At 61.6% G+C, this 20,229-nt stretch carries 21 protein-coding genes; 9 read left to right on the top strand and 12 right to left on the bottom strand.

Annotation, left to right across the window (positions count from 1 at the left end; all coding sequences use genetic code 11):
• The first annotated feature begins 26 nt into the window (after window positions 1-26).
• The 3 genes from ACYZTZ_RS08155 (at window position 27) to ACYZTZ_RS08145 (ending at window position 4,063) form a co-directional block, all read left to right on the top strand.
• Window positions 27-1,604, top strand: coding sequence for a DUF1302 domain-containing protein (locus ACYZTZ_RS08155; RefSeq protein WP_461997775.1), 1,578 nt, complete (start codon window positions 27-29; stop codon window positions 1,602-1,604).
• A 23-nt stretch (window positions 1,605-1,627) separates the two neighbouring features.
• Window positions 1,628-3,007 (top strand): DUF1329 domain-containing protein, encoded by a 1,380-nt coding sequence (locus ACYZTZ_RS08150; RefSeq protein ID WP_461997774.1) that lies wholly within the window; start codon window positions 1,628-1,630, stop codon window positions 3,005-3,007.
• A 78-nt stretch (window positions 3,008-3,085) separates the two neighbouring features.
• Entirely contained in the window at window positions 3,086-4,063 is a 978-nt protein-coding gene (locus tag ACYZTZ_RS08145; RefSeq protein ID WP_461997773.1) for a 5'/3'-nucleotidase SurE, read from the top strand.
• Window positions 4,064-4,438: 375 nt separating this feature from the next.
• Here ACYZTZ_RS08145 and ACYZTZ_RS08140 read toward each other — a convergent pair whose 3' ends face one another.
• Together ACYZTZ_RS08140 and ACYZTZ_RS08135 are read right to left on the bottom strand one after the other, a co-directional pair.
• Entirely contained in the window at window positions 4,439-5,377 is a 939-nt protein-coding gene (locus ACYZTZ_RS08140) for an alpha/beta hydrolase (protein WP_461997772.1), read from the bottom strand.
• On the bottom strand, window positions 5,364-6,203 hold the full coding sequence (locus ACYZTZ_RS08135) for an SDR family NAD(P)-dependent oxidoreductase (protein ID WP_461997771.1): 840 nt from the start codon (window positions 6,201-6,203) through the stop codon (window positions 5,364-5,366). The genes ACYZTZ_RS08140 and ACYZTZ_RS08135 overlap by 14 nt, the downstream gene beginning before the upstream one ends.
• A gap of 145 nt (window positions 6,204-6,348) precedes the next feature.
• Here ACYZTZ_RS08135 and ACYZTZ_RS08130 point away from each other — a divergent pair, with 145 nt between their 5' ends.
• From ACYZTZ_RS08130 to ACYZTZ_RS08115, 4 genes are all read left to right on the top strand, one after another.
• Window positions 6,349-7,392 carry a Rieske 2Fe-2S domain-containing protein gene (locus ACYZTZ_RS08130; RefSeq protein ID WP_461997770.1) on the top strand — a complete coding sequence of 348 codons (1,044 nt, stop codon included), beginning with the start codon at window positions 6,349-6,351 and terminating at the stop codon, window positions 7,390-7,392.
• Window positions 7,393-7,527: 135 nt separating this feature from the next.
• The gene (locus tag ACYZTZ_RS08125) at window positions 7,528-8,658 is read left to right on the top strand and encodes a helix-turn-helix transcriptional regulator (RefSeq protein ID WP_046054842.1); all 1,131 of its coding nucleotides are present in this window, start codon (window positions 7,528-7,530) and stop codon (window positions 8,656-8,658) included.
• A gap of 87 nt (window positions 8,659-8,745) precedes the next feature.
• Window positions 8,746-9,294, top strand: a complete 549-nt coding sequence (gene nudE, locus ACYZTZ_RS08120; protein WP_461997769.1) for an ADP compounds hydrolase NudE — start codon at window positions 8,746-8,748, stop codon at window positions 9,292-9,294.
• Between the two features lie 192 nt (window positions 9,295-9,486).
• A complete protein-coding gene (locus ACYZTZ_RS08115; protein ID WP_461997768.1) occupies window positions 9,487-9,654 on the top strand; it encodes a hypothetical protein in 168 nt (55 codons plus the stop codon).
• Window positions 9,655-9,709: 55 nt separating this feature from the next.
• Here ACYZTZ_RS08115 and dmpG read toward each other — a convergent pair whose 3' ends face one another.
• The 4 genes from dmpG to ACYZTZ_RS08095 are packed head-to-tail and all read right to left on the bottom strand — an operon-like array spanning window position 9,710 to window position 13,315.
• Window positions 9,710-10,744, bottom strand: a complete 1,035-nt coding sequence (dmpG, locus tag ACYZTZ_RS08110) for a 4-hydroxy-2-oxovalerate aldolase (RefSeq protein ID WP_461997767.1) — start codon at window positions 10,742-10,744, stop codon at window positions 9,710-9,712.
• Between the two features lie 13 nt (window positions 10,745-10,757).
• On the bottom strand, window positions 10,758-11,666 hold the full coding sequence (locus ACYZTZ_RS08105; protein ID WP_461997766.1) for an acetaldehyde dehydrogenase (acetylating): 909 nt from the start codon (window positions 11,664-11,666) through the stop codon (window positions 10,758-10,760).
• 18 nt (window positions 11,667-11,684) lie between these two features.
• Window positions 11,685-12,476: a fumarylacetoacetate hydrolase family protein gene (locus tag ACYZTZ_RS08100; protein WP_461997765.1), complete on the bottom strand. Its 792-nt coding sequence runs from the start codon at window positions 12,474-12,476 to the stop codon at window positions 11,685-11,687.
• Window positions 12,473-13,315 (bottom strand): alpha/beta fold hydrolase, encoded by an 843-nt coding sequence (locus ACYZTZ_RS08095; RefSeq protein ID WP_461997764.1) that lies wholly within the window; start codon window positions 13,313-13,315, stop codon window positions 12,473-12,475. The genes ACYZTZ_RS08100 and ACYZTZ_RS08095 overlap by 4 nt, the downstream gene beginning before the upstream one ends.
• 163 nt (window positions 13,316-13,478) lie before the next feature.
• On the opposite strand from ACYZTZ_RS08095, the gene ACYZTZ_RS08090 reads away from it, so the two are divergent.
• Together ACYZTZ_RS08090 and ACYZTZ_RS08085 are read left to right on the top strand one after the other, a co-directional pair.
• The gene (locus ACYZTZ_RS08090) at window positions 13,479-14,252 is read left to right on the top strand and encodes an SDR family oxidoreductase (RefSeq protein ID WP_461997763.1); all 774 of its coding nucleotides are present in this window, start codon (window positions 13,479-13,481) and stop codon (window positions 14,250-14,252) included.
• Between the two features lie 17 nt (window positions 14,253-14,269).
• On the top strand, window positions 14,270-14,755 hold the full coding sequence (locus ACYZTZ_RS08085; protein WP_461997762.1) for an SRPBCC family protein: 486 nt from the start codon (window positions 14,270-14,272) through the stop codon (window positions 14,753-14,755).
• Between the two features lie 109 nt (window positions 14,756-14,864).
• Here ACYZTZ_RS08085 and ACYZTZ_RS08080 read toward each other — a convergent pair whose 3' ends face one another.
• The 6 genes from ACYZTZ_RS08080 to ACYZTZ_RS08055 are packed head-to-tail and all read right to left on the bottom strand — an operon-like array spanning window position 14,865 to window position 20,103.
• Window positions 14,865-15,248: a steroid Delta-isomerase gene (locus ACYZTZ_RS08080; RefSeq protein WP_461997761.1), complete on the bottom strand. Its 384-nt coding sequence runs from the start codon at window positions 15,246-15,248 to the stop codon at window positions 14,865-14,867.
• Complete coding sequence (locus ACYZTZ_RS08075; RefSeq protein WP_461997760.1) at window positions 15,249-16,451, bottom strand: acetyl-CoA C-acyltransferase; 1,203 nt, start codon at window positions 16,449-16,451, stop codon at window positions 15,249-15,251.
• 31 nt (window positions 16,452-16,482) lie between these two features.
• On the bottom strand, window positions 16,483-16,941 hold the full coding sequence (locus ACYZTZ_RS08070) for a MaoC family dehydratase (protein ID WP_461997759.1): 459 nt from the start codon (window positions 16,939-16,941) through the stop codon (window positions 16,483-16,485).
• 2 nt (window positions 16,942-16,943) lie between these two features.
• On the bottom strand, window positions 16,944-17,726 hold the full coding sequence (locus tag ACYZTZ_RS08065; protein ID WP_461997758.1) for an SDR family oxidoreductase: 783 nt from the start codon (window positions 17,724-17,726) through the stop codon (window positions 16,944-16,946).
• A 14-nt stretch (window positions 17,727-17,740) separates the two neighbouring features.
• Window positions 17,741-18,934: an acyl-CoA dehydrogenase family protein gene (locus tag ACYZTZ_RS08060; protein WP_461997757.1), complete on the bottom strand. Its 1,194-nt coding sequence runs from the start codon at window positions 18,932-18,934 to the stop codon at window positions 17,741-17,743.
• Window positions 18,931-20,103 carry an acyl-CoA dehydrogenase family protein gene (locus ACYZTZ_RS08055; RefSeq protein WP_461997756.1) on the bottom strand — a complete coding sequence of 391 codons (1,173 nt, stop codon included), beginning with the start codon at window positions 20,101-20,103 and terminating at the stop codon, window positions 18,931-18,933. Before ACYZTZ_RS08055 ends, ACYZTZ_RS08060 begins: the two co-directional genes overlap by 4 nt.
• Window positions 20,104-20,229: the final 126 nt, after the last annotated feature.

Here is a 20,229-nt window from a genome sequence, read left to right as displayed (position 1 = left end):
AGGTCTGACCTGGGCATGAGGACGACATGATAAAAACAATAATCGCCCCACAATCGCTGCACCCTCGCGTACAGCTGGCCATGCTCTTGCTGGCCAGTGGACTGGGCAGTCAAGCCAGCGCCATGAGTTTCCAGCCGAACGAGGATTTGAGCGTCGACTGGGACACCACGCTGACGTACAGCCTGGCCTGGCGGACCGAGTCTCGCGATCACAAGCTGACGGCCAATGCCAACGGCAACGATGGCGACAACGCGTTCGACAAAGGCAGCCTGATCAACAACCGCAGCGGTTTTCTCACCGAGGCCAACATCAAATGGCGTGAGGACTACGGCGTGTTCCTGCGGGGGACGGGCTTCTACGACAACGTTTACGATCGGGGCAACGACAACGACACAGACACCTCGAACTGCTTCGCCGGCGGTCATTGCAACCGTCCCGACCGGTTCTCCCAGGACACCATCGATCAGCATCGCAATGAACTGCGCATGCTCGATTACTACGCGTATGGCACCTGGGACATGGGCGGCCACGCCCTCAACGCACGGCTGGGTAATCAGGTGGTGAGCTGGGGTGAAAGCCTGTTCTACCCCGGCATTTCCGCCGCCCAGAGCCCGGTGGATGCGACCAAGGCGACCACGCCGGGCGTCGAGGTCAAGGAGATCCTGTTGCCGGTCGGCCAACTGTTCACCCAGTTCAGCCTGACCGACAGCCTCGATATCCAGGCCTACTACCAATACAAATGGGAGAAGACCGAGCTGTTCGGCGTGGGGAGCTACTTTTCCACCACCGACTTCATTGACGAAGGTGGTTTCAACGACGCCAGCGGTTTCCTGACACGCCTGGGTGACGACAAGCCGAGCGACAGCGGCCAGTACGGTGTGGCGTTTACCTACGCCGCCGCGTCGCTGAACAACACCGAGTTCGGCCTCTACTACTCGCGCTACCACGACAAGACCCCGTCGCTGGATTTCCAGACCGACCTGGGGCACTACCGGGTGCGCTACTTCGACAACATCGACCTGTTCGGCGCGAGTTTCGCCACCGTACTGGGCAGCGTGAGTTGGGCCGGTGAAGTCAGCTACCGCGACGGTTCGCCGGTGATGGTCGACAACGGTTTCTCCAGCCCCTTGCGTGGCAAAACCCTGCAGGCGCAGACGTCGATGATTTACGTGGTCGGCCCGACTTCATTTGCCGATAACACCACCCTGACGGGTGAGCTGGTCTACAACACCGTGCTCAGTAACGACAAGTCCGCCCCAGTAAACCTGGCCCCCGGCTTCTCGCTGCCGGGCACTGACAGCCTGGTCTACGACCGCGATGCCTGGGGTTATACGGTGCAAGCGAACTTTGACTACAACGACGTGTTCAGCGGTTGGGACATGTCGGTGCCAGTCACCTTCAGCGCCGCCGCACACGGTGACAGCTCGTTGGTGGGTTCCATCAACTCTGGCCAAAACGACAACCGCGCCAGTATCGGCAGTTCGTGGCGTTACCTCGGCAACTTCACCGTCGAAGCCCGTTACAACGCCTACCTCGGCAACGCCAACAACAGCCCGTTGGCCGACCGCGACAACGTCGCGCTCAACTTCAAGTACCGGTTCTGATTCCCCTGATGGAGGAGCACAGCATGTCTAGATTCACCCACACATTGTTGGGCACGGCGTTGGCCGTCAGCCTGCTTGGCAGCGGCCTGGTTCAGGCCAAAATCAGCAACGAAGAAGCCGCACGCCTGGGTCAGGACCTGACCCCGATGGGCGCCGAAAAAGCCGGCAACGCCGACGGCAGCATCCCGGCCTGGACCGGTAAATGGCGCGGCCTGCCACCGCAGCTCAAATACGCTGGCCCCGGTTCGCCGTACCCGGACCCGTACGCGGCCGAAAAGCCGTTGTTCGTAATCAATGCCAAGAACATGGACAAGTACGCCGACAACCTGACCGATGGCCAGAAAGCGCTGCTGAAACGCTACCCCGATACGTTCAACATTCCGGTGTACCCGAGCCATCGGGACTTCCGTTTCGATCAGCGCCTGGAAGAGGCCGTGAAAAAAAACGCGGTCACCGCCGAACTGTCCAACGACAACAACGACACGCAAAACGCCTGGGCCGCTTCACCGTTTCCGATTCCGAAAAACGGCAGCGAGCTGATGTTCAACCACACCCTCGCCGGGCGCGCCAATACCGAAGAGGCCAACTACCAACAAGCGGTGGTCTACTCCAACAAGGAACGGGTACTGGAAGAGGTCAATTACAAGATCTACTCGATCTGGTCCAGCCCGGACAAAACCCTGGACAGCGCCAACGGGATTCTTACCAACTTCTTGATCACCACGCTGGAACCGGTGCGCAAGAAAGGCGAGATCGTCGTCGGTCACGAGTTCATCAACCCCACCGCGTCGCCGCGTCAGGCCTGGCAGTACAGCCCGGGACAACGTCGGGTCCGTCGTGCGCCGACAGTAGGTTATGACTCGCCGACCGGGGCCGGTGGCTTCCGGGTCTACGACGAGGACCGTTTGTTCAACGGTGCGCCGGATCGCTACAACTGGACCATCGTCGGCAAGAAAGAAATCTACATCCCGTACCACAACTACAAGATCGACGACCCGAGCGTGACCTCGGACCAGATTCTGGCCACCACCGGCCACGTTGATCCGCAGTACATGCGCTATGAGAAGCACCGCGTCTGGGTACTGCAAGCCACCCTCAAGGAAGGCGCGCGCCACGTGTACGCCAAGCGCGTGATGTACCTGGACGAGGACACCTGGGCCGCCACCCTCGCCGACAACTACGACAGCCGTGGGCAACTGTGGCGCACCAACATGCAGACCTCGATCTACGCCTATGAGATGCAGCGCTACCACGCTCGCCTCGGGATCTACCACGACCTGATCGCCGGTTCGTATCTGGTGGACCGCATGCTGGTCGATCAAAAACCGGCGAAGCTGAATGCCACTGCTTTTACTGACGACGAATTCACCCCCGGCAACCTGCGCAAACTCGGCACTCGCTAACCCCTCCGCGCCCCGACCGATTTATTCGGTCGGGGCGTTGTGCTTTTTCAAAACCATCCTTTCACGGAAGACTCTCCCATGAACAAACTGCTTGTTGGCACTCTCGCCCTGGCCAGCGTCGGTCTGTCGATGCAGGCCAACGCTTTGAACATTCTGCTGACCAACGACGATGGCTGCCGTGCCCCCGGGATCGATGCGATGTACCGCGCCCTCACCGCCGCCGGGCACAAGGTCACGCTGGTTGGCCCGTTGAACGACAGCAGCGGCATCAGCGCCGCCAGCGTGGTCGTGCCCGGCCAGGCCCTGGCGGTGACCGAACTGGCGCCGGGCAAGTTCTGCGTCGGCCCACCCGAGGGCTACACCCCGCCCACGGGCAAGACCTCCGCCATCGGCACCCCGGTGGATGCAGTCAATGTTGGCCTGGACGTGCTGCTCAAAGGCAATCCGCCAGACCTGGTGGTGTCGGGCAGTAATTTTGGTGAAAACGTCGGCCCGCTGACGCAAATGTCCGGCACCTTGAACGCAGCGGTCCGCGCGATGTTCAAGGGCATTCCGGCGGTGGCGGTGTCAACGGCCATCGACATGGACCTGATCATCCGCGACCAACAGGCCGGCTACCGCAAAACCCTCGGCGCCATGGACGACACCGCCCGGTTTGCGGTGAAGGTCATCGAGCAGGCAAGCCTGGTGGGAGCTCAAGCCAAACAGGCCTGCGGAAAAAACAACCTCGACTGCGAATTGAATGTGCTCGGTTTGCCGGGTGTCAGCGGGTTGAATATCAATTACCCGGCGCTGGCCGCCAGTGAGGTCAAAGGCGTGAGTTTTGCCCCGATCGGCAATTGGGACCGGGTGAACTTCACCTCCCAGCGCGGCGCCGACGGCGTGGTTCACGTCAACCTGGTCGCCCCGCCGACACCGACGGCCGCCCAGCAACAGGCCGATGCATATCAGTTGTGGCAGGGGCACGCGGTGATCACCGTGATCGACGGCAACATGAGCGCACCGGTTGCGGTGCAGGATCAGGCGAAGGAAATGTTGCGAGACGTTAAACCTTGAGACACCGCAAAACCTGTGGGAGCGAGGCTTGCCCGCGAAGACGCCGGCACATTCAACATCTACGTCGCTCGTAACTCCGCTTTCGCGAGCAAGCCCGCTCCCACAGTTGATCGTCGGTAAACACACAGCCTGTGAACACCCTAAATCCCTTGTGGGAGCGGGCTTGCTCGCGAAGGGGCCGGCACATTCAACATCTACGTCGCGGGTAACTCCGCTTTCGCGAGCAGGCTCACTCCCACAGTTGATCGTCGGTAAACACAAGCCTGTGAACACCCTAAATCCCTTGTGGGAGCGAGCCTGCTCGCGAAGGGGCCGGCACAATCAACATCTACGTCGCGGGTAACTCCGCTTTCGCGACAGGCTCACTCCCACAGGTTATGTGTTCGCTCCAGATAGCGCCCTGCGCAGGTCTGCCGCGGCATCGGACAAGGCTTGCGCAGCGCGCTCGACAAACGGCGCCATGCTGATAAATCCGTGAATCATGCCCTCGCAGCGCTGCACGCGTACCGACACGCCGGCTTCTCGCAGGCGCAAGGCAAACGCCTCGCCTTCGTCGCGCAGCGGATCAAACTCGGCGCTGATCAGGGTGGTCGGCGGCAAGTCCGCCAATCGGTCGGCGCGTAACGGCGAGGCCAAGGGATCATCCCCCTGATCGGCATCCTGCAGGTACTGCTGCCAAAACCAGTACATCATTGCACCGGTGAGGAAATAGCCCTCGGCAAAATCCTCATAAGACTGACTGTCGCAGCGTGCATCGGTGACCGGGTAAAACAGGCACTGGTAACTAACCTTCGGCCCCTGGCGTTGCGCCGCCAGCCGACTCACGGCGAGCGCCAGGTTGCCCCCGGCGCTGTCCCCGGCCAAGCCCAGTCGGCGGCCATCGACGCCCAGTTCAGACGCATGCTCCACCAGCCAGCAGGTGGCCGCATAACAATCGAGTGGTGCCGCCGGGAAATGGTTTTCCGGCGCCAGTCGGTAGGCAACCGACACCACCACCGCCTCCGTCAGGCTGGCGAGTGAACGGCAGAGGTTGTCATGGGTGTCGAGGTTGCCCATGACAAAACCGCCTCCGTGGAAGAACACCAGCAGCGGCAGGTTGTCCTGCTCCAGTGGCCGATACAGCCGCGCATCCAGCTCGCCCGCCGCGCCTGCGACCCGCAGGTGACGCACTTCGATCATCGGGTCGCCGGGGATGGCGGGCAGCAGGTTGTCGGAAAACTGCCGATATTGCCCGGCATCGAGCTGGCTGAAATCGGGCTCCGGCAGGTCGCGAAACTGCTGGAGCACTGCGGCGATCTGCTTATCGAGCGGCATGGGCATCTCCCCCTACATCAGTCATTTGAAACTGCGGATTGGTTTCTTCCAGGATGCTTTGCACACGTCGCTCCAGCGCCGGTTTGAAACCTTTGTGAGGGAAGATCCAGAAGCGTTTTTCGGCGATGGCGGCGAACACCTGCTCCGCCAGCTCGCTCGGCGTCATGCCTTGGCGGATGCTGCTATCAAGCAATTGACTGAATGACGAACCGGCCGTGCCCACCACTTGATTCGACGCCATGATTTCGCTGGCCACCGGCCCGGGACACACCACCGAGACCGATACCGGCGCACCGAGCATGCTCAATTCGTAGTGCAGGGTTTCCGAGAGTGCGACCACGGCCTGCTTGGTCACGTTGTAAGGCGCCATCAACGGGCTGCTGAGCAAGCCCGCGAGGGACGCCGTGTTGATCACATGGGCCGCCCGCCCCTGGCGCAAAAACAGCGGCACGAAACTGCGAATGCCATTGATCACACCGCTGAGGTTGACGTTGAGCATTCGTTGCCATTGCTGCGCAGTGATTTCCCAGCTGTAGCCGGTCTGCATCACTCCGGCGTTGTTGAACAGCAGATCAACCCCGCCAAAGTGTTCGAGGGCGATGTCGCGCAAGCGCTCGACTTGCGCCAGATCGCCAACATCCGTGACGCAAGCAATCGCCTGCGTACCGCCCGTCTGGAGTTCATCGCACAGCGCTTGCAACCCCGGCCCATCGAGATCGGCCAGCACCAGGCGCATCCCCAGTCTTGCCGCATGCTCGGCCAAACCCCGGCCAATACCACTGGCGGCCCCGGTAATCACCGCGACCGGCCCTTGTTCATTGCTCATCGCCAACTCCTGCACTGGGTCCAATGGCGTCAGTAGAGCGGGCGGGCGTAAACCGGCCATCGTCCATTCAGACGATGCCCGCTTCTACAGGGGCGGCAGAATCCGTGACAGGCGCCAAGCCCGTGAACCCTGGGAGAATAATAAGATGAGTACCTTGCACCGCATCGAAGCCAAACTGCTGGAAGACCGCTACGCCCGTGGCTGGCATTGTCTGGGTCTGGCCGCCCAATACCGCGACGGCAAGGCCCATCGCCTGGAGGTGTTCGGCACCCGGCTGGTGGCCTTTCAGGGCGAAGACGGCGAGCTGCATATTCTGGATGGCTATTGCCCGCACATGGGCGCCGACCTCAGTACCGGTTGTGTTGAAGGCAACTCGATTCGCTGCCCGTTCCACGCCTGGCGCTGGGGTGCCGATGGTGTCTGCGATGACATTCCTTACGCCAAACGCATTCCGCCACGGGCACGGCTCAAGAGCTGGCCACTCATGGAGGAAAACCAGTTGCTGTTCGTCTGGAATGACCCGGAAGGCAACCCGCCGCTCCCTGAGCAGCGCATCCCGCGCATTGACGCCTGCTTCAGTGACGAGTGGGCCGCGTGGGAAGTCGCCGAACTGCAGATCGGCACCAATTGCCGCGAATTGATCGACAACATCGCCGACATGGCGCACTTCGGTACGGTGCATGGCGCCCCCGTCGAGGAATTCAGCAACGTCTTCGAAGGTCACCTGGCCACCCAGATCATGAGCGCCCGCAGTGAGCGCTTGTCCGGCGACGGCGCGTTGAGCACCGTGGCCACCTACTTCGGCCCGGCCTACCAGATCACCGAAATGACCGGCGCGATGAACGGCCAGCCGATCCATTCGATCCTGCTCAACTGCCATGTGCCGATCGACCTCGACAGCTTCACCCTGCGCTACGGCGTGCTGGTGAAAAAGATTCCGGGGCTGAGCGAAGAACAGAATCAGGCGATGGCCAAGGCCTATGTGCAACAGGCCCAGGAAGCCTTCTACGAAGACGTGACCATCTGGCACAGCAAGACCCGTGTCGACAACCCGCTGCTGTGTGACGGTGATGGCCCGGTCTATCAGCTGCGCCGCTGGTACGAGCAGTTCTACACCGACGTCGCGGCGCTCTCGGCCGACGTGCTGGAGCAAAAACGGTTCGTCGTGCGCGCCACCGAACAGGCCTGAATACAGCGGCCTTTTGCGCTTCCTGAGCCTGACTGGCAGCCGCCCGTCAGGCCTTGAGCCCGAGCGTTGCATGGAGTCGATATCGGCGCTTATTCTCGGCCACCGCCAACGCTAATAATAAAAACGGTTTTCCCTATGCAGCAGAGCCTCAGCCTCGATACGTTCAGTGATTTGATCGGCAACCTCTATCAGGGACCGCTGGAAACCATTCCCTGGGCGACCTTTCTCAACCAGCTCAACGTGTACCTGGAAAGCAAGTACGTGACCTTCATCCTGCGTCCGCCCAGCGCGCATGTGGATGGCTTGATGGTCAACACCACCGGTACGTCGACCGAGGCGACCGCGTCGTATAACAAACACTTTTTCACCCTCGACCCATTCGTCGACCTGCCCAACCGCCAAGTGGTGACCCTCGCCGAGTTCGTCTCCAACGACGATTGGCAGCACTCGGAGTTCTACAAGAATTTCCTCGAGCCGGTGGATGTGTTCCACATCCTCGGCGCCGACATCAACACCTGCGACGGCGCCCAGTGCCGTATCCGCATCAGTCGCGGACGCGATGACAAGGCCTTCGGCAACGAAGAGAAAGCCTTGCTGACGCACTTCATTCCGCACCTGGAACGCTCGATCAAGATCCACATGCAGCTCAATCGCATCGAGGCCGAGCGCAATCTCTACGCCGGCGCGGTGAATCAGTTGGCGGTCGGTACGATCATCCTCGACGAGGCTGGCAAAGTGCTGCAAACCAACCAGGTCGCCGATCGGCTGATCCAGGAAAAGGACGGCATCAAACTGGTCAACGACGGCCTGCAAGTCGGCACCGCGCGCGACACTCAAGAGTTCCGGCGCCTGGTGAAGCAATCGCTGCTCTCGCAAAAAAGCAGCAACCCGTCGGTGGTCGAAGCCCTGCGCGTGCAACGACCGTCCGGGCGGGCGGACCTGGGGATCATCGTGCGCTCGGTGCCGTTGTCGGACTGGAGCGAAGGCAAACAATGCCCCACCGTGGTGATTTTCATCAGCGACCCGGAACAACAGTCCACCGCGCCACAGGAAATCGTCCGCGCGCTGTTCGACTTCACCCCGGCCGAAACTCAACTGGCCATGTTGTTGGCCAACGGTTTGACCCTCGACGAAGCCTCCGAGGAGCTGGGCATCAGCCGCAACACCTCGCGGGCGCACCTGCGGTCAACCTTCTCCAAGACCGGCGTGACCCGCCAGACCATGCTCGTGCGGCTAATCCTGCGCAGCGTGGCGACCCTCGGTTAGCGTTCAAGCTCCGCCCTCGTCCGCTCGGACGATGGCGGCCATCCCGGCACGGCGCACAGTGGCTTCATCCCAACCAGGGGCCTGACCATGCGCAACTGTCCAACCATCCTCAAGACTGAATTGCTGGCTGAAAGCGGCTATTTTCAGATCGAAGCTTTACACCTGCAATTCAGCAACGGCCAGCAGCGGGTTTACGAGCGTCTGCGCGGTACCGGTTATCGCTCGGTGATGCTGGTGGCGATGCCCGATCCGCTGCATGTGTTGCTGGTGCGTGAATATGCGGTCGGTGTCGAAAAAACCGTACTCGGCCTGCCCAAGGGCGGCGCGGAGCCTGATGAAGACTATCTGCAAGCGGCGCAACGCGAACTCTGCGAAGAAGTCGGGATGCGCGCTGCACGCCTCAGCGAACTGGGCGAACTGACCCTGGCGCCGGGTCACCTGTGCCATCACTACCGGGTGGTGCTGGCCGAACAGTTGAGTCCCTGCCAACTGGTCGGCGACGAGCCCGAACCGCTGGAATGCCTGCGCGTGCCACTGGCGCAGATCCCCGACCTGGTGGCCCGCGGCGAACTCAATGAAGCGCGGGCCATTGCTGCACTGTTCATGGCCATGGGCGCATTGGCCCGACGCGGCTGACACGCAAAACCTGTGGGAGCGAGCCTGCTCGCGATGAGGGCGGCACATTCAACATTGATGTCGTCTGACACACCGCCATCGCGAGCAAGTTCGCTCCCACAAGGGGCCCGTGTAGTCCATTCGGACGAAGCCACGTTCCGCCAGCCGCAATACCTTGCCTCTACAACAATAAAATCCGTGTCGAGGCTCGCTATGCGAAAAGCCACCTGTGCCCTGTTCATCATCGTCTGCGCCGGCAGCACCGCCAGCCTGTGTCAGCGCTTCAAGAATGAAGCCTACCGACCGACCACCGCGTTCTTCAGTTGCTCGGCCAGTGCCATCAATTGCTATCCCCCGCTGGTGCGTAATCTGCTCCCATAAAAAAACCACCGGGCCTGCAAGCAAGGCCGGTGGCTTTTTTTCTGCTGTCGCCAGATCAGGTTGGCAAGACACCCCGCGAACGTGACAGGGTCAGCGCCAGGTCTTCGATCATGTCTTCCTGACCGCCGACGGTGCCGCGTCGACCCAGTTCCACCAGCAGCTCACGTGCGGCAATGCCGTACTTTTGCTCGGCACGTTTGGCGAACAACAGGAACGAACTGTAGACCCCGGCGTAACCCAGGGTCAGCGCATCGCGGTCGAGGCGGATCGGCTGGTCCATCATCGGCACTACCAGGTCTTCGGCAACGTCCATGATCCGGTACAGGTCGATGCCACTGTTGACGCCCATCCGCTCAAGCACCGCGACAAACACTTCGAGCGGCGTATTGCCCGCCCCTGCGCCCAGCCCCGCCACCGAACCGTCGATACGTGCAGCGCCCGCCTCGATCGCGGCAAGGGAATTGGCAATCGCCATGCCCATGTTGTGGTGACCGTGAAAACCGACTTCGGTCCCGGCACTCAGCCCTGCTCGCAATGCAGCGATTTTCTCAGTGACTTCATCAGGCAGCATGTAGCCCGCCGAGTCAGTGCAGTAAATGCAGTTGGCCCCATAACTCTCCATCAACCGCGCCTGCTCCAGCAGTTTTTCCGCGCTGACCCTGTGCGCCATCATCAGAAAGCCGACGGTATCCAGGCCCATCTTCGCTGACATGCCGATGTGCTGGCCGGAAACGTCCGCCTCAGTGCAGTGGGTGGCCACACGAATAGTCGACACCCCGTGTTCATGGGCCATTCTCAAATGATCGAGGGTGCCGATACCCGGCAACAACAGCGCCGAAACCTTGGCCTGTTTCATACGCGGGATCACCGCCGCGAAGTATTCCTCGTCGCTGTGGGCGGGAAAACCGTAGTTCAGTGACGCACCGCCCAGGCCATCGCCGTGGGTGATTTCGATCAGCGGCACGCCGGCCGCATCGAGACCGGTCGCTACCGAGATCATCTGTTCCAGGCTGATTTGATGCTGTTTGGCATGCATGCCGTCGCGCAGGCTCATGTCGTGCAGACGGACGCTCTTACCTTGCAAATTCATGGCAATTCTCCACTCAACGGACGGGCAGTTGCAGGGTGCCCTTGTGGGCTTCTTCGGCGAACATCTCGGCGGTACGCAGCCCCGCAGCGGTCATGATGTCGAGGTTGCCGGCAGACTTTGGCAGGAAGTCGCCGAGGCCTTCGACCTCGATGAAAATCGACACTTTGTGCCCATCGAACACCGGGCCATTGATCAGCTTGTAGCCGGGAACATAACGCTGCACTTCCTTGACCATCTGCAACACCGAAGTGCGAATGGCGTCCTGATTCGGTTCGTCATCCGTCAGGCAGTGGATGGTGTCGCGCATCATCAGCGGTGGCTCGGCCGGGTTGATGACGATGATTGCCTTGCCACATCGGGCGCCGCCGATCTTCTCGACCGCACCGGCCGTGGTGCGGGTAAATTCGTCGATGTTCTGGCGAGTGCCCGGGCCGACCGAACCGGAGGACACGGTGGCGACGATCTCGCCGTAACTCACCGACTGGACCCGCGACACTGCCGCGACCATCGGAATGGTCGCCTGGCCACCGCACGTCACCATGTTGACGTTCATCGCCAACGTCGCCGCATGCTCCTTGAGATTGACCGGCGGCACGCAGAACGGGCCGATGGCCGCGGGCGTGAGATCAATCATGATCACCCCCAGCGCGTTGAGCTTGCGGCTGTTTTCCGCGTGCACATAAGCCGAGGTGGCATCGAAGGCGATGCGAATATCATCGTCGAGCACATGGGGCAGCAGCCCGTCGACGCCCTCGGCCGTGGTTTTCACGCCTAATTCACGGGCGCGTTTAAGGCCCTCGGATCGGGGGTCCACGCCAACCATCCAGACCGGCTCAATCCATTCCGATCGATACATTTTCATCAGCAGGTCAGTGCCAATATTGCCCGGGCCGATAATGGCCGCTCTGAGTTTCTTGCTCATCCGGTTAAACCCCACAGGTCAGGCGCAGAAGGACACCTGGGCACTGCCCAGGCCATCGATGGTCAGAGAAAAAAGGTCGCCCGCACGCGCAGGCTCCAGCGGCACCAAAGAGCCTGAGAGAATGATTTCCCCGGCCTTGAACGGAATACCGAAGGCGCCCAGGGTATTGGCCAGCCAGGCCACGGCCGTCAGCGGATTACCCTGCACCGCCGAGCCCAAACCTTCGCTGAGGGGCTCGCCATTCTTGAACACACGCATGCGCAAGTTGGGCAAATCCAGCGTCCGTGGATCGACCTGAACATCGCCCAGCACGAACACACCGCAGGAGGCGTTGTCGGCGACGGTGTCTTGTATGCGGATCCGCCAGTCATGAATCCGTGAGTCGACAATTTCGAAGCACGGCATCACGTATTCGGTCGCTTCCAGCACGTCGGCTTCGGTAACACCGGGGCCGATCAGATCGTGCTTGAGCTTGAAGGCAATCTCGCCCTCGGCGCGGGGCTGAATCAGCTTGTTCGCGGCGAGGGAGATTTGCGCGTCATTGGCGAATGACATCTGCCGGGTGATGAAACCGAAATCCGGTTGATGCACATTGAGCATTTCCTGGACCGCTGCGGAGGTCACGCCGATTTTCTTGCCGACAATCCGGTCACCGGCGGCCACCCGGCGTTCGATGCTGTAGAGGGAAATATGGTAGGCGTCTTCGATGCTGATCGATGGCCAACGCTCGGTCAGCGGCGCCAGGGTGGTGCCGCTCAGCAACGCCTGATACAGCTCTTCACCGTATTGATGGCGCAGTTGTTCACTCATGAGCGAGCCTCCTCAAAGAACGCCAGGCACTCGCGGTTGAACAGTTCACGGTGCTCGACCATCACCCAATGCCCGCATTCGCTGAGCAGGACAAAGCGAATGTTCTGGCAGTGCTGCATCATCGTTTGCGCGCCAGACACCGGGCAGAATTTGTCGTTCATGCCCCAGAAACCGAGGATCGGACACTGCAACTCGCCGAGGCGCGAGGTCATGTTCGGCACTTGCATGGTCGACAACACGCAGACCGGTTGCTGTCGCACCACTGCGACCCGCTCATTGACCGTTTCGTCGCTGATCAAGGAGTCATCGAACAGTTGCAGCGCCAGCAGCCGGCGCATTCCGCCCGCATCGTGCAGTTCACCCTTGGCGAACGCCGCGCCCATTTTCTGGATGCCTTCCATCTGCAAGTAATACTGTTCTTTTTCCATCAGGCCGCCGGGCGCCATCAACACCAGCCGGCTGACCCGCTGCGGCTGGTCGAGGGCCAGTTTGATCGCGATCGCACCGCCCAGAGAATTGCCGACCAACACGCATCGCTGGATATCCAGGGCATCGAGCAAACCGCTCAAGGCGGCGACAAAGAAGTCCAGGGTGTAGAGGGTGTCTGGCTTATCTGAAGCGCCATAACCCGGCAGGTCGGGGACGATGACCCGGTAGCCTGCCGCGGCAAACACCGGGTAGTTCTGCTTGAAGTTGCTGTGACCGCTGGCGCCCGGCCCGCTGCCGTGAATGAAAACCACCGGCTCGCCGCTGCCGATGTCCTGCCCGCCGATATCCAAGTAGTGCAGCTGCAAACCCTGCGGCAGCGTAACGAAGTGCCCTTGCGCTGATGCGCTCATAAGGTGTCCTCCCGGCCTGTTGTTGTCGCCGGATTATTCCGAGCGCCCGGGCAAACAACATCGTCCGACAGGACTACGCTGCCCTAGTCTTTTCGGACGTTGGCTACCGGGTGCCACGCACCTAGCATCGACAGCATTCCCGAGCGACAGAACGAGGCATCCCATGCTTGATCCGATGGACTTTCGCGGCAAAGTGGTACTGGTCACCGGCGGTGGCAAAGGAGTCGGTCGCGGCATCAGTCAGCGTTTTCTCGACTGTGGTGCCGACGTGGTGATCTGCGGCCGCGAAACACCGGACACCCTGCCTGCCAGCGCTGGGCGCCAGGCGCTGTTTCTGCCCTGCGACCTGCGGGATGTCGAGCAGTCCGGGCGGTTGATCGACAGTATCGTCGAGCGTTTCGGTCGCCTCGATGTATTGGTCAACAATGCCGGCGGTTCACCGAATGCCGACGCGGCCAGTGCCTCGCCGCGTTTTAGCGAAGCGATCATTCGCCTTAATCTGTTGGCGCCGCTGAACCTGTGTCAGCAGGCCAATCAGGTGATGCAGGCGCAAGCCGACGGTGGCGCGATCATCAATATTTGCAGCGTCAGCGCGACCCGTCCCTCGCCGGGCACTGCTGCCTATGGCGCGGCCAAGGCCGGGTTGCTGAACCTGACCGGCTCGCTGGCCGTGGAATGGGCGCCCAAGGTGCGGGTTAACGCTGTGACGGCCGGGTTGATTCTCACCGAGCAGGCGGCCATGCATTATGGCGATCAGGCGGGCATTGCCCGGGTGGCGGCGACCATCCCGCTGCAACGCCTGGCGGCTCCGGAAGACATCGGCGATACCTGTCTGTACCTGGCATCAACGCTGGCACGTTATGTCAGCGGCGCGGACATTACCGTGCATGGCGGTGGCGAACGCCCGGCGTTTCTCGACGCGGCACAATCCCATTGAACAAGAGGAATTCCAACATGCCCGCGATTGCCAGCCACAGCGTCCTGCTCGACCTCACCCCACAAGCCGCATGGGCCAAACTGCGCGACCTGAGCCTCGCCCCGCATTACGTGCCGGGGTTGACCGGTTGCCAGTTTCATCCCGGCACACGTGAAGGGGTTGGCGCCAGTCGCCGGGTGTTCCGCAAAGGGGGGCAGTGGCTGGATGAAAGCGTGGTGCAATGGCAGGAAGGTGTCGGTTTCGTGCTGATTTTGCACAAGGCCAGCGGCGGTGCGCCCTTTCCGTTCCGCGAAGCCAGCTTCAGTTATGCCTTGCAGGCCGAGGGTGACGCGACACGCATCACCACCCAAATGAACTACAGCCTGCGCGGTGGCCGGCTGGTGGAATGGTTGCTGGCGAAGGCGTTCAACAACGTCGTGCATGAGATCGCCGAGAACCTCAAGGCCTTCTACGAAACCGGGCAGACGCAGAATGCGGAATATTCCCAAGCCCTCAGGGTGTAACCGGCCAATGTAGGAGCTGCCGCAGGCTGCGATCTTGGCGATTTCTGCGTCGCCGACCAGATCAAGATCAAAAGATCGCAGGCTGCGCCAGCTCCTACAGGGAATCGTCTCAGGGCTGCGGGCCCATGTTGACCTCGCTCCAATAGGCTTTCATCGAGCGAATCTTGCCGTCCGCATCGAACTCCATCACGTCGATCACATGGATCGAGCACGGTTGCCCGGCCCATTCTATATCGACCCGAAACGGCATCGCCCCACAACCGTTGAGTGTCGCCCGAACCGGGCCGGTCAGGGTCGCCGAGACTTTGCTCGCGCCCAGCCCTTCACGGTAGAAACGTTCGACGGCGACAAGGCCCTGAATCGGCGGTTGGCCGACGGGGTCTTCGACTACCGCGTCCTGACCATACAGCGCGACGATCCCGTCGATATCACCGGCGTCCACCAATTCCACATAACGCGCCATGGTCGCTTGAATCTGTTGTGCACTGATCACTCAGACCACCTCGAACAGTGCGGCGGCACCCATGCCGCCGCCGATGCACATACTCACCACCACGTAACGCAACCCACGGCGCTGCCCCTCGACCAACGCGTGACCGACCATCCGCGCACCGGACATACCGAAAGGATGGCCCACCGAAATTGCACCACCGTTGACGTTCATGTGTTCAGCGGGAATGCCCAGGGTGTCGCGGCAATACAGCACCTGACAGGCAAACGCCTCGTTCAACTCCCAGAGGCCAATGTGGTCCACGGTCAGGCCATGGCGCTTGAGCAGTTTCGGGATGGCGTAGACCGGGCCGATGCCCATCTCGTCGGAGTTGCAGCCAGCGACCGCCATCCCGCGATAAATCCCCAGCGGCTCCAGGCCACGTTTCTCGGCCAATTTGGCACTCATCAACACCGAGGCCGAAGCACCGTCGGACAGTTGCGAAGCGTTGCCGGCCGTGATGAAGCGGCCCTTTTCACTCCACTGACCGCCCGGCCACACCGGTTCCAGCGCACTCAGGCTTTCGCGGGTGGTGTCGATGCGGTTGCACTCGTCGCGCAGCAAGGTGACGGATTCGTATCGGGTTTCGCCACTGTCCTTGTCGAAGATCGCCTTGCGACTGGTTAGCGGCGCGAGTTCACGGTCGAACAATCCATTACTCTGGGCCAGCGCGGTACGCACCTGGCTCTGATAGCTGTATTCGTCCTGTTCCTCGCGGGAAATCCCGTAGCGTGCGGAGACGATCTCGCCGGTTTCGATCATTGGGATATAAGCGTGCGGATCCAGCTCGATCACCGAGCCTGACTGATTGCGGTACAGGTTCTTGTGCTTGTTCTGCACCAGCGAAATCGACTCCAGGCCACCGGCCACGGCAATGTCGATTTCGTCGCACATGATGCCTTTGGCGGCCATGGCAATGCTCATCAGCCCCGATGAACACTGGCGCTCGACCGCCATCCCGGCGACCGAGGTCGGCAAGCCGCCGGCAATCGCGCAGAGGCGCCCGAGGTTATAAGACTGCGTGCCCTGCTGCGCTGCTGCGCCGATGATCACATCGTCCACTTCACCCGGCTCGATGCCGGCGCGACGCACAGCTTCGCGCACCACATGGCCGCCGAGCTGCGGGGCGTCGGTGTCATTGAATGCACCGCGAAAGGCTTTGCCGATCGGGGTACGGGCGGTCGAAACGATGACGGCTTCTTTCATGCTGGATTCCTCGAATGTTCTGTTAAAGGGTTCACACGGGGTAGTAACGGCTGATGGTGTCGACCACACAGCCGGGACGTTCCTCGCCGTCGATGTCGACGCTGACGCGTATGGTCGCCTGAACGCCGCCCTTGACCTCCTCGACCGCCATCAATTGCGCACTGCCGCGCACCCGCGAGCCAACACGCACCACCGTGGGAAAGCGCACCCGCTCGCAGCCATAATTGACACCCATGGCAATGCCGCGTACCTCGACGATCTGCGGTAAAAACAGATTGACCAACGCCAAGCTTAGATAGCCATGGGCGATGCAGGCGCCGAAGGGACCACTGGCTGCCTTGAGCGGATCGACGTGAATCCACTGGTGATCACCGGTCGCCTCGGCGAACCGGTCGATGCGGTCCTGCGCGAGAACCAGCCAGTCGCTGACGCCCAGCACCTCTCCCACAGCATCGTGCAACGCGAGAGGTGTGTCGAAAATACGTGGCATGTTCACGCCCTCTGACTGGAAACCGACAACACTTCGCCGGTCATGTAGGAACTGTAGTCGCTGGCCAGAAACATCATCACGTTGGCCACTTCCCAGACCTCGGCGGCACGACCAAAGGCCTCGTTGGCGGCGAGTTGATCAAGCACTGCCTGAGGGGCGGACTTACGCAGGAAATCGTGCAACGCAATGCTCGGGCTCACCGCGTTGATGCGGATTCCGTAGTCGGCGGCCTCGACCGCGGCGCAACGGGTCAACGCCATGACCCCGGCCTTGGCCGCGGCGTAGTGCGACTGCTCTTTCTGCGCCCGCCAGCCCAGCACCGAAGCGTTGTTGACGATGACCCCGGCACGCCGCTCGATCATCTTCGGCAACATGGCACGGGTCATGCGCATGGTGCCGGTGAGCGTCACATCGAGGACCCGGTTCCACTCCTCATCCGTCATGTCCACCAGCAGTCGTGAACCACCAAGACCGGCGTTGTTGATCAGTACATCGACGCCCTGCAGATCGCGCTCGGCGCAGGCGATCAGCTGTTGAACCTGAGCTTCGTCAGCGACATTGCAGACCTGACCGAAGACCTGTTGCAGACCGGTCGTTTCGCGGATTTTCGACAGCGCTTCTGCCAGCCGACCTTCATGGATATCGCTGATCATCAAGGCGCGGCAACCCTCCTCGGCGGCACGCATCGCGGCGGAAAAACCGATACCGGCCCCGGCCGCGGCCGTGATCAGCACTGACTTGTCACGCAGCAAACCGTGACCCGCAACATAGTGAGGAACAGACATGGAAAACTCCTTGGTCAGGTGCGCAGGCGCAGTTCTTTGGGCATTCCCAGGGCGCGCTCGGCGATGATGTTGCGCTGGATCTCGTTGCTGCCGCCGTAGAGGGTGTCGGCGCGACTGAACAGGTACAGCGATTGCAAACGGGTGAGTTGGTAAGGCCCGGCTTCCAGCAGTTCCGCCTCGGCGCCGAGGACGTCCATCGCCAGCTTGCCGAGGCTGGCGTGCCAGGTGGACCAGAACAGTTTGTAGATGGTCGCTTCCTTGCGCAGCGAACCGTCCTGCGCTCCGGACAGCATGCGCAGCGAGTTGTAGCGCATGATCCGCAGCCCGCTCCAGGCTTCGGCCAGGCGCTGGCGCAGGATCGGGTCACGCGCGGCGCCATTGGCCCGGGCGATGGCGATGATTTCGTTCAGTTCATTGTGAAATTGCATCTGCTGGCCGAGGGTCGATACCCCGCGTTCGAAACCGAGCAACGCCATCGCGATCTTCCAGCCCTCGCCCGGTGCGCCGATGATATTGGCGGCGTCGGTGCAGGCATCATCGAAGAACACTTCGTTGAACTCGCAGGTGCCTGTGAGCTGCTCGATCGGCCGCACGGTAATCTCCGTCTGGGCCATGGGCACCAGCAAGAAGGACAAGCCGCGATGGCCAACGCTGCCCGGTTCAGTGCGGGCGATCACAAAACACCAGTCCGACTCATGGGCCAGGGAGGTCCAGACTTTTTGTCCGTTGATCACCCAAGTGCCGCTGGCGTCATCAAGCACCGCGCGGGTCTTGACGTTGGCCAGGTCGGACCCGGCCCCCGGTTCGGAATAGCCCTGGCACCAGAAGGACGTGCCGTTGACGATGCCCGGCAGAAAGCGCTGTTGCTGCTCGGCAGTGCCGAACGCGGCAATGGTCGGTCCGGCCAGCCCTTCGCCGATATGCCCCATGCGTCCCGGGCCGCCAGCGCGGGCGTACTCTTCGTGGAAAATCACTTGCTGGCTGATCGACAGACCACGCCCACCGTGCTCTGACGCCCAGCCCACACACGTCCAGCCGCCCTCGGCGAGTTTGCGTTCCCAGGCTTTGCGCTCCTCGGGAAACATGTGTTCGTCACCCGGTCCGCCGCGAAAACGCAGGGGCTCGAATTCACCGCACAGGTTAGCGCTCAACCAGTCGGCCACTTCCTGACGGAAGCGCTCGTCCTGCTCACTGAAACTGATTTTCATGGCTGCTCCCCAAGAATCGCCACGGCAATGCGCTCTCGATGCCAGGCAGGTGCGCCGAGAAAACTTTCGCTGGCGCGGGCGCGTTTGAAGTAGAGGTGCGGGTCGTATTCCCAGGTGAAACCGACGCCGCCGTGCAACTGGATCGACTCGGACGCGCAGTGGAAATAGGTTTCAGAGCACTGCGCCTTGGCCAGCGCCGCCGCCAGCGACAGCTCGGCGGCCACCTGCGGATCGCCTTCAGGATCGAGGACTTCCTGGGCCACGCAAGCCGCGTAATAACTGGCCGAACGTGCGCATTCGACCTGCAGCATCATGTCGGCGGCACGGTGTTTGAGCGCCTGGAAACTGGCGATGGGTCGACCGAACTGCTGGCGTTCCTGCATATAGGCAACGCTCAGGTCGAGCACCTGCTGCGCGCCACCGGTCTGTTCGGCAGCCAGGCCGATGCACGCCAGTTGCAGCACCCGCTCCAGGTGCGGCCAGCCCGCGCCGAACTCACCGAGCAGGCAGTCAGCGCTGAGGCACAGACCCTTGAGCTGAACCCGTGCCTGACGACGGGTCTGGTCCATGGTCGGCAACATTTGACGCTCGATCCCCAACCGGTCCGCGTCCACTGCGAACAGGCTGATGCCCGCCTCGCCGGTCGATCCGGGAACCCGTGCGGCGATGATCAAGAGGTCAGCGCTGTGCCCGTCGAGCACATGATTGAGGGTTCCATCAAGCACAAACCCCTCGCCCTCGGTCACCACCGTGGCCTGAACATCCTTGGCCGCCCAGCCGTTGGCGCTGCTGAAGGCCAGCGTAGCGGTGAGGCTGCCGTCGGCGATCAAGGGCAACCAGCGTTGTTTTTGTTGTTCGTTGGCGGCCAGCAACAGCGCTGGCGTGGCCATGCAAGCGGTGGCGAAGAACGGCGAACACAGCAAGCGCCGGCCCATCTGTTCCAGCAAAATCGACAGTTCGACAAAGCCCAGTCCCAGGCCGCCGTACGCTTCGGGAATATGAATCGCCGGCCAGTACATTTCGCGGCACAGGCGCTGCCACAGCGCCTCGTCAAAACCTCGCTCGCTGACCATCGCCGCTCGCACGGCGGCAGAATCCGAGACATCGGCGAGAAAGCCCTCGGCCGATGCGCGGATCATTTCCTGTTCGTCGCTGAATGCAAACTCCATCGCGGCGCCTTCTGCTCGTTAGGCGGGGCACGCATGAAGCGACACCCCTCTGGCCTTCGAGTTTGGTGCCAGCGGCACACGACAGAAACGTCAGCCCTGCCTAGTCCGAATGGGCGATGCCGAGCC

This window comes from Pseudomonas sp. LB3P58 (assembly GCF_054897895.1).
Note: the sequence above shows the minus strand (reverse complement) of the source record. Positions and strands in the feature narration are given on the sequence as shown.

What these genes read in the sequence shown, in the direction of transcription:
- ACYZTZ_RS08155 (WP_461997775.1), top strand. Translation starts at nt 27, where the DNA reads ATGATAAAAACAATAATCGCCCCACAATCGCTGCACCCTCGCGTACAG.
- ACYZTZ_RS08150 (WP_461997774.1), top strand. Translation starts at nt 1,628, where the DNA reads ATGTCTAGATTCACCCACACATTGTTGGGCACGGCGTTGGCCGTCAGC.
- ACYZTZ_RS08145 (WP_461997773.1), top strand. Translation starts at nt 3,086, where the DNA reads ATGAACAAACTGCTTGTTGGCACTCTCGCCCTGGCCAGCGTCGGTCTG.
- ACYZTZ_RS08140 (WP_461997772.1), bottom strand. Translation starts at nt 5,377, where the DNA reads ATGCCGCTCGATAAGCAGATCGCCGCAGTGCTCCAGCAGTTTCGCGAC.
- ACYZTZ_RS08135 (WP_461997771.1), bottom strand. Translation starts at nt 6,203, where the DNA reads ATGAGCAATGAACAAGGGCCGGTCGCGGTGATTACCGGGGCCGCCAGT.
- ACYZTZ_RS08130 (WP_461997770.1), top strand. Translation starts at nt 6,349, where the DNA reads ATGAGTACCTTGCACCGCATCGAAGCCAAACTGCTGGAAGACCGCTAC.
- ACYZTZ_RS08125 (WP_046054842.1), top strand. Translation starts at nt 7,528, where the DNA reads ATGCAGCAGAGCCTCAGCCTCGATACGTTCAGTGATTTGATCGGCAAC.
- nudE (WP_461997769.1), top strand. Translation starts at nt 8,746, where the DNA reads ATGCGCAACTGTCCAACCATCCTCAAGACTGAATTGCTGGCTGAAAGC.
- ACYZTZ_RS08115 (WP_461997768.1), top strand. Translation starts at nt 9,487, where the DNA reads ATGCGAAAAGCCACCTGTGCCCTGTTCATCATCGTCTGCGCCGGCAGC.
- dmpG (WP_461997767.1), bottom strand. Translation starts at nt 10,744, where the DNA reads ATGAATTTGCAAGGTAAGAGCGTCCGTCTGCACGACATGAGCCTGCGC.
- ACYZTZ_RS08105 (WP_461997766.1), bottom strand. Translation starts at nt 11,666, where the DNA reads ATGAGCAAGAAACTCAGAGCGGCCATTATCGGCCCGGGCAATATTGGC.
- ACYZTZ_RS08100 (WP_461997765.1), bottom strand. Translation starts at nt 12,476, where the DNA reads ATGAGTGAACAACTGCGCCATCAATACGGTGAAGAGCTGTATCAGGCG.
- ACYZTZ_RS08095 (WP_461997764.1), bottom strand. Translation starts at nt 13,315, where the DNA reads ATGAGCGCATCAGCGCAAGGGCACTTCGTTACGCTGCCGCAGGGTTTG.
- ACYZTZ_RS08090 (WP_461997763.1), top strand. Translation starts at nt 13,479, where the DNA reads ATGCTTGATCCGATGGACTTTCGCGGCAAAGTGGTACTGGTCACCGGC.
- ACYZTZ_RS08085 (WP_461997762.1), top strand. Translation starts at nt 14,270, where the DNA reads ATGCCCGCGATTGCCAGCCACAGCGTCCTGCTCGACCTCACCCCACAA.
- ACYZTZ_RS08075 (WP_461997760.1), bottom strand. Translation starts at nt 16,451, where the DNA reads ATGAAAGAAGCCGTCATCGTTTCGACCGCCCGTACCCCGATCGGCAAA.
- ACYZTZ_RS08070 (WP_461997759.1), bottom strand. Translation starts at nt 16,941, where the DNA reads ATGCCACGTATTTTCGACACACCTCTCGCGTTGCACGATGCTGTGGGA.
- ACYZTZ_RS08065 (WP_461997758.1), bottom strand. Translation starts at nt 17,726, where the DNA reads ATGTCTGTTCCTCACTATGTTGCGGGTCACGGTTTGCTGCGTGACAAG.
- ACYZTZ_RS08060 (WP_461997757.1), bottom strand. Translation starts at nt 18,934, where the DNA reads ATGAAAATCAGTTTCAGTGAGCAGGACGAGCGCTTCCGTCAGGAAGTG.
- ACYZTZ_RS08055 (WP_461997756.1), bottom strand. Translation starts at nt 20,103, where the DNA reads ATGGAGTTTGCATTCAGCGACGAACAGGAAATGATCCGCGCATCGGCC.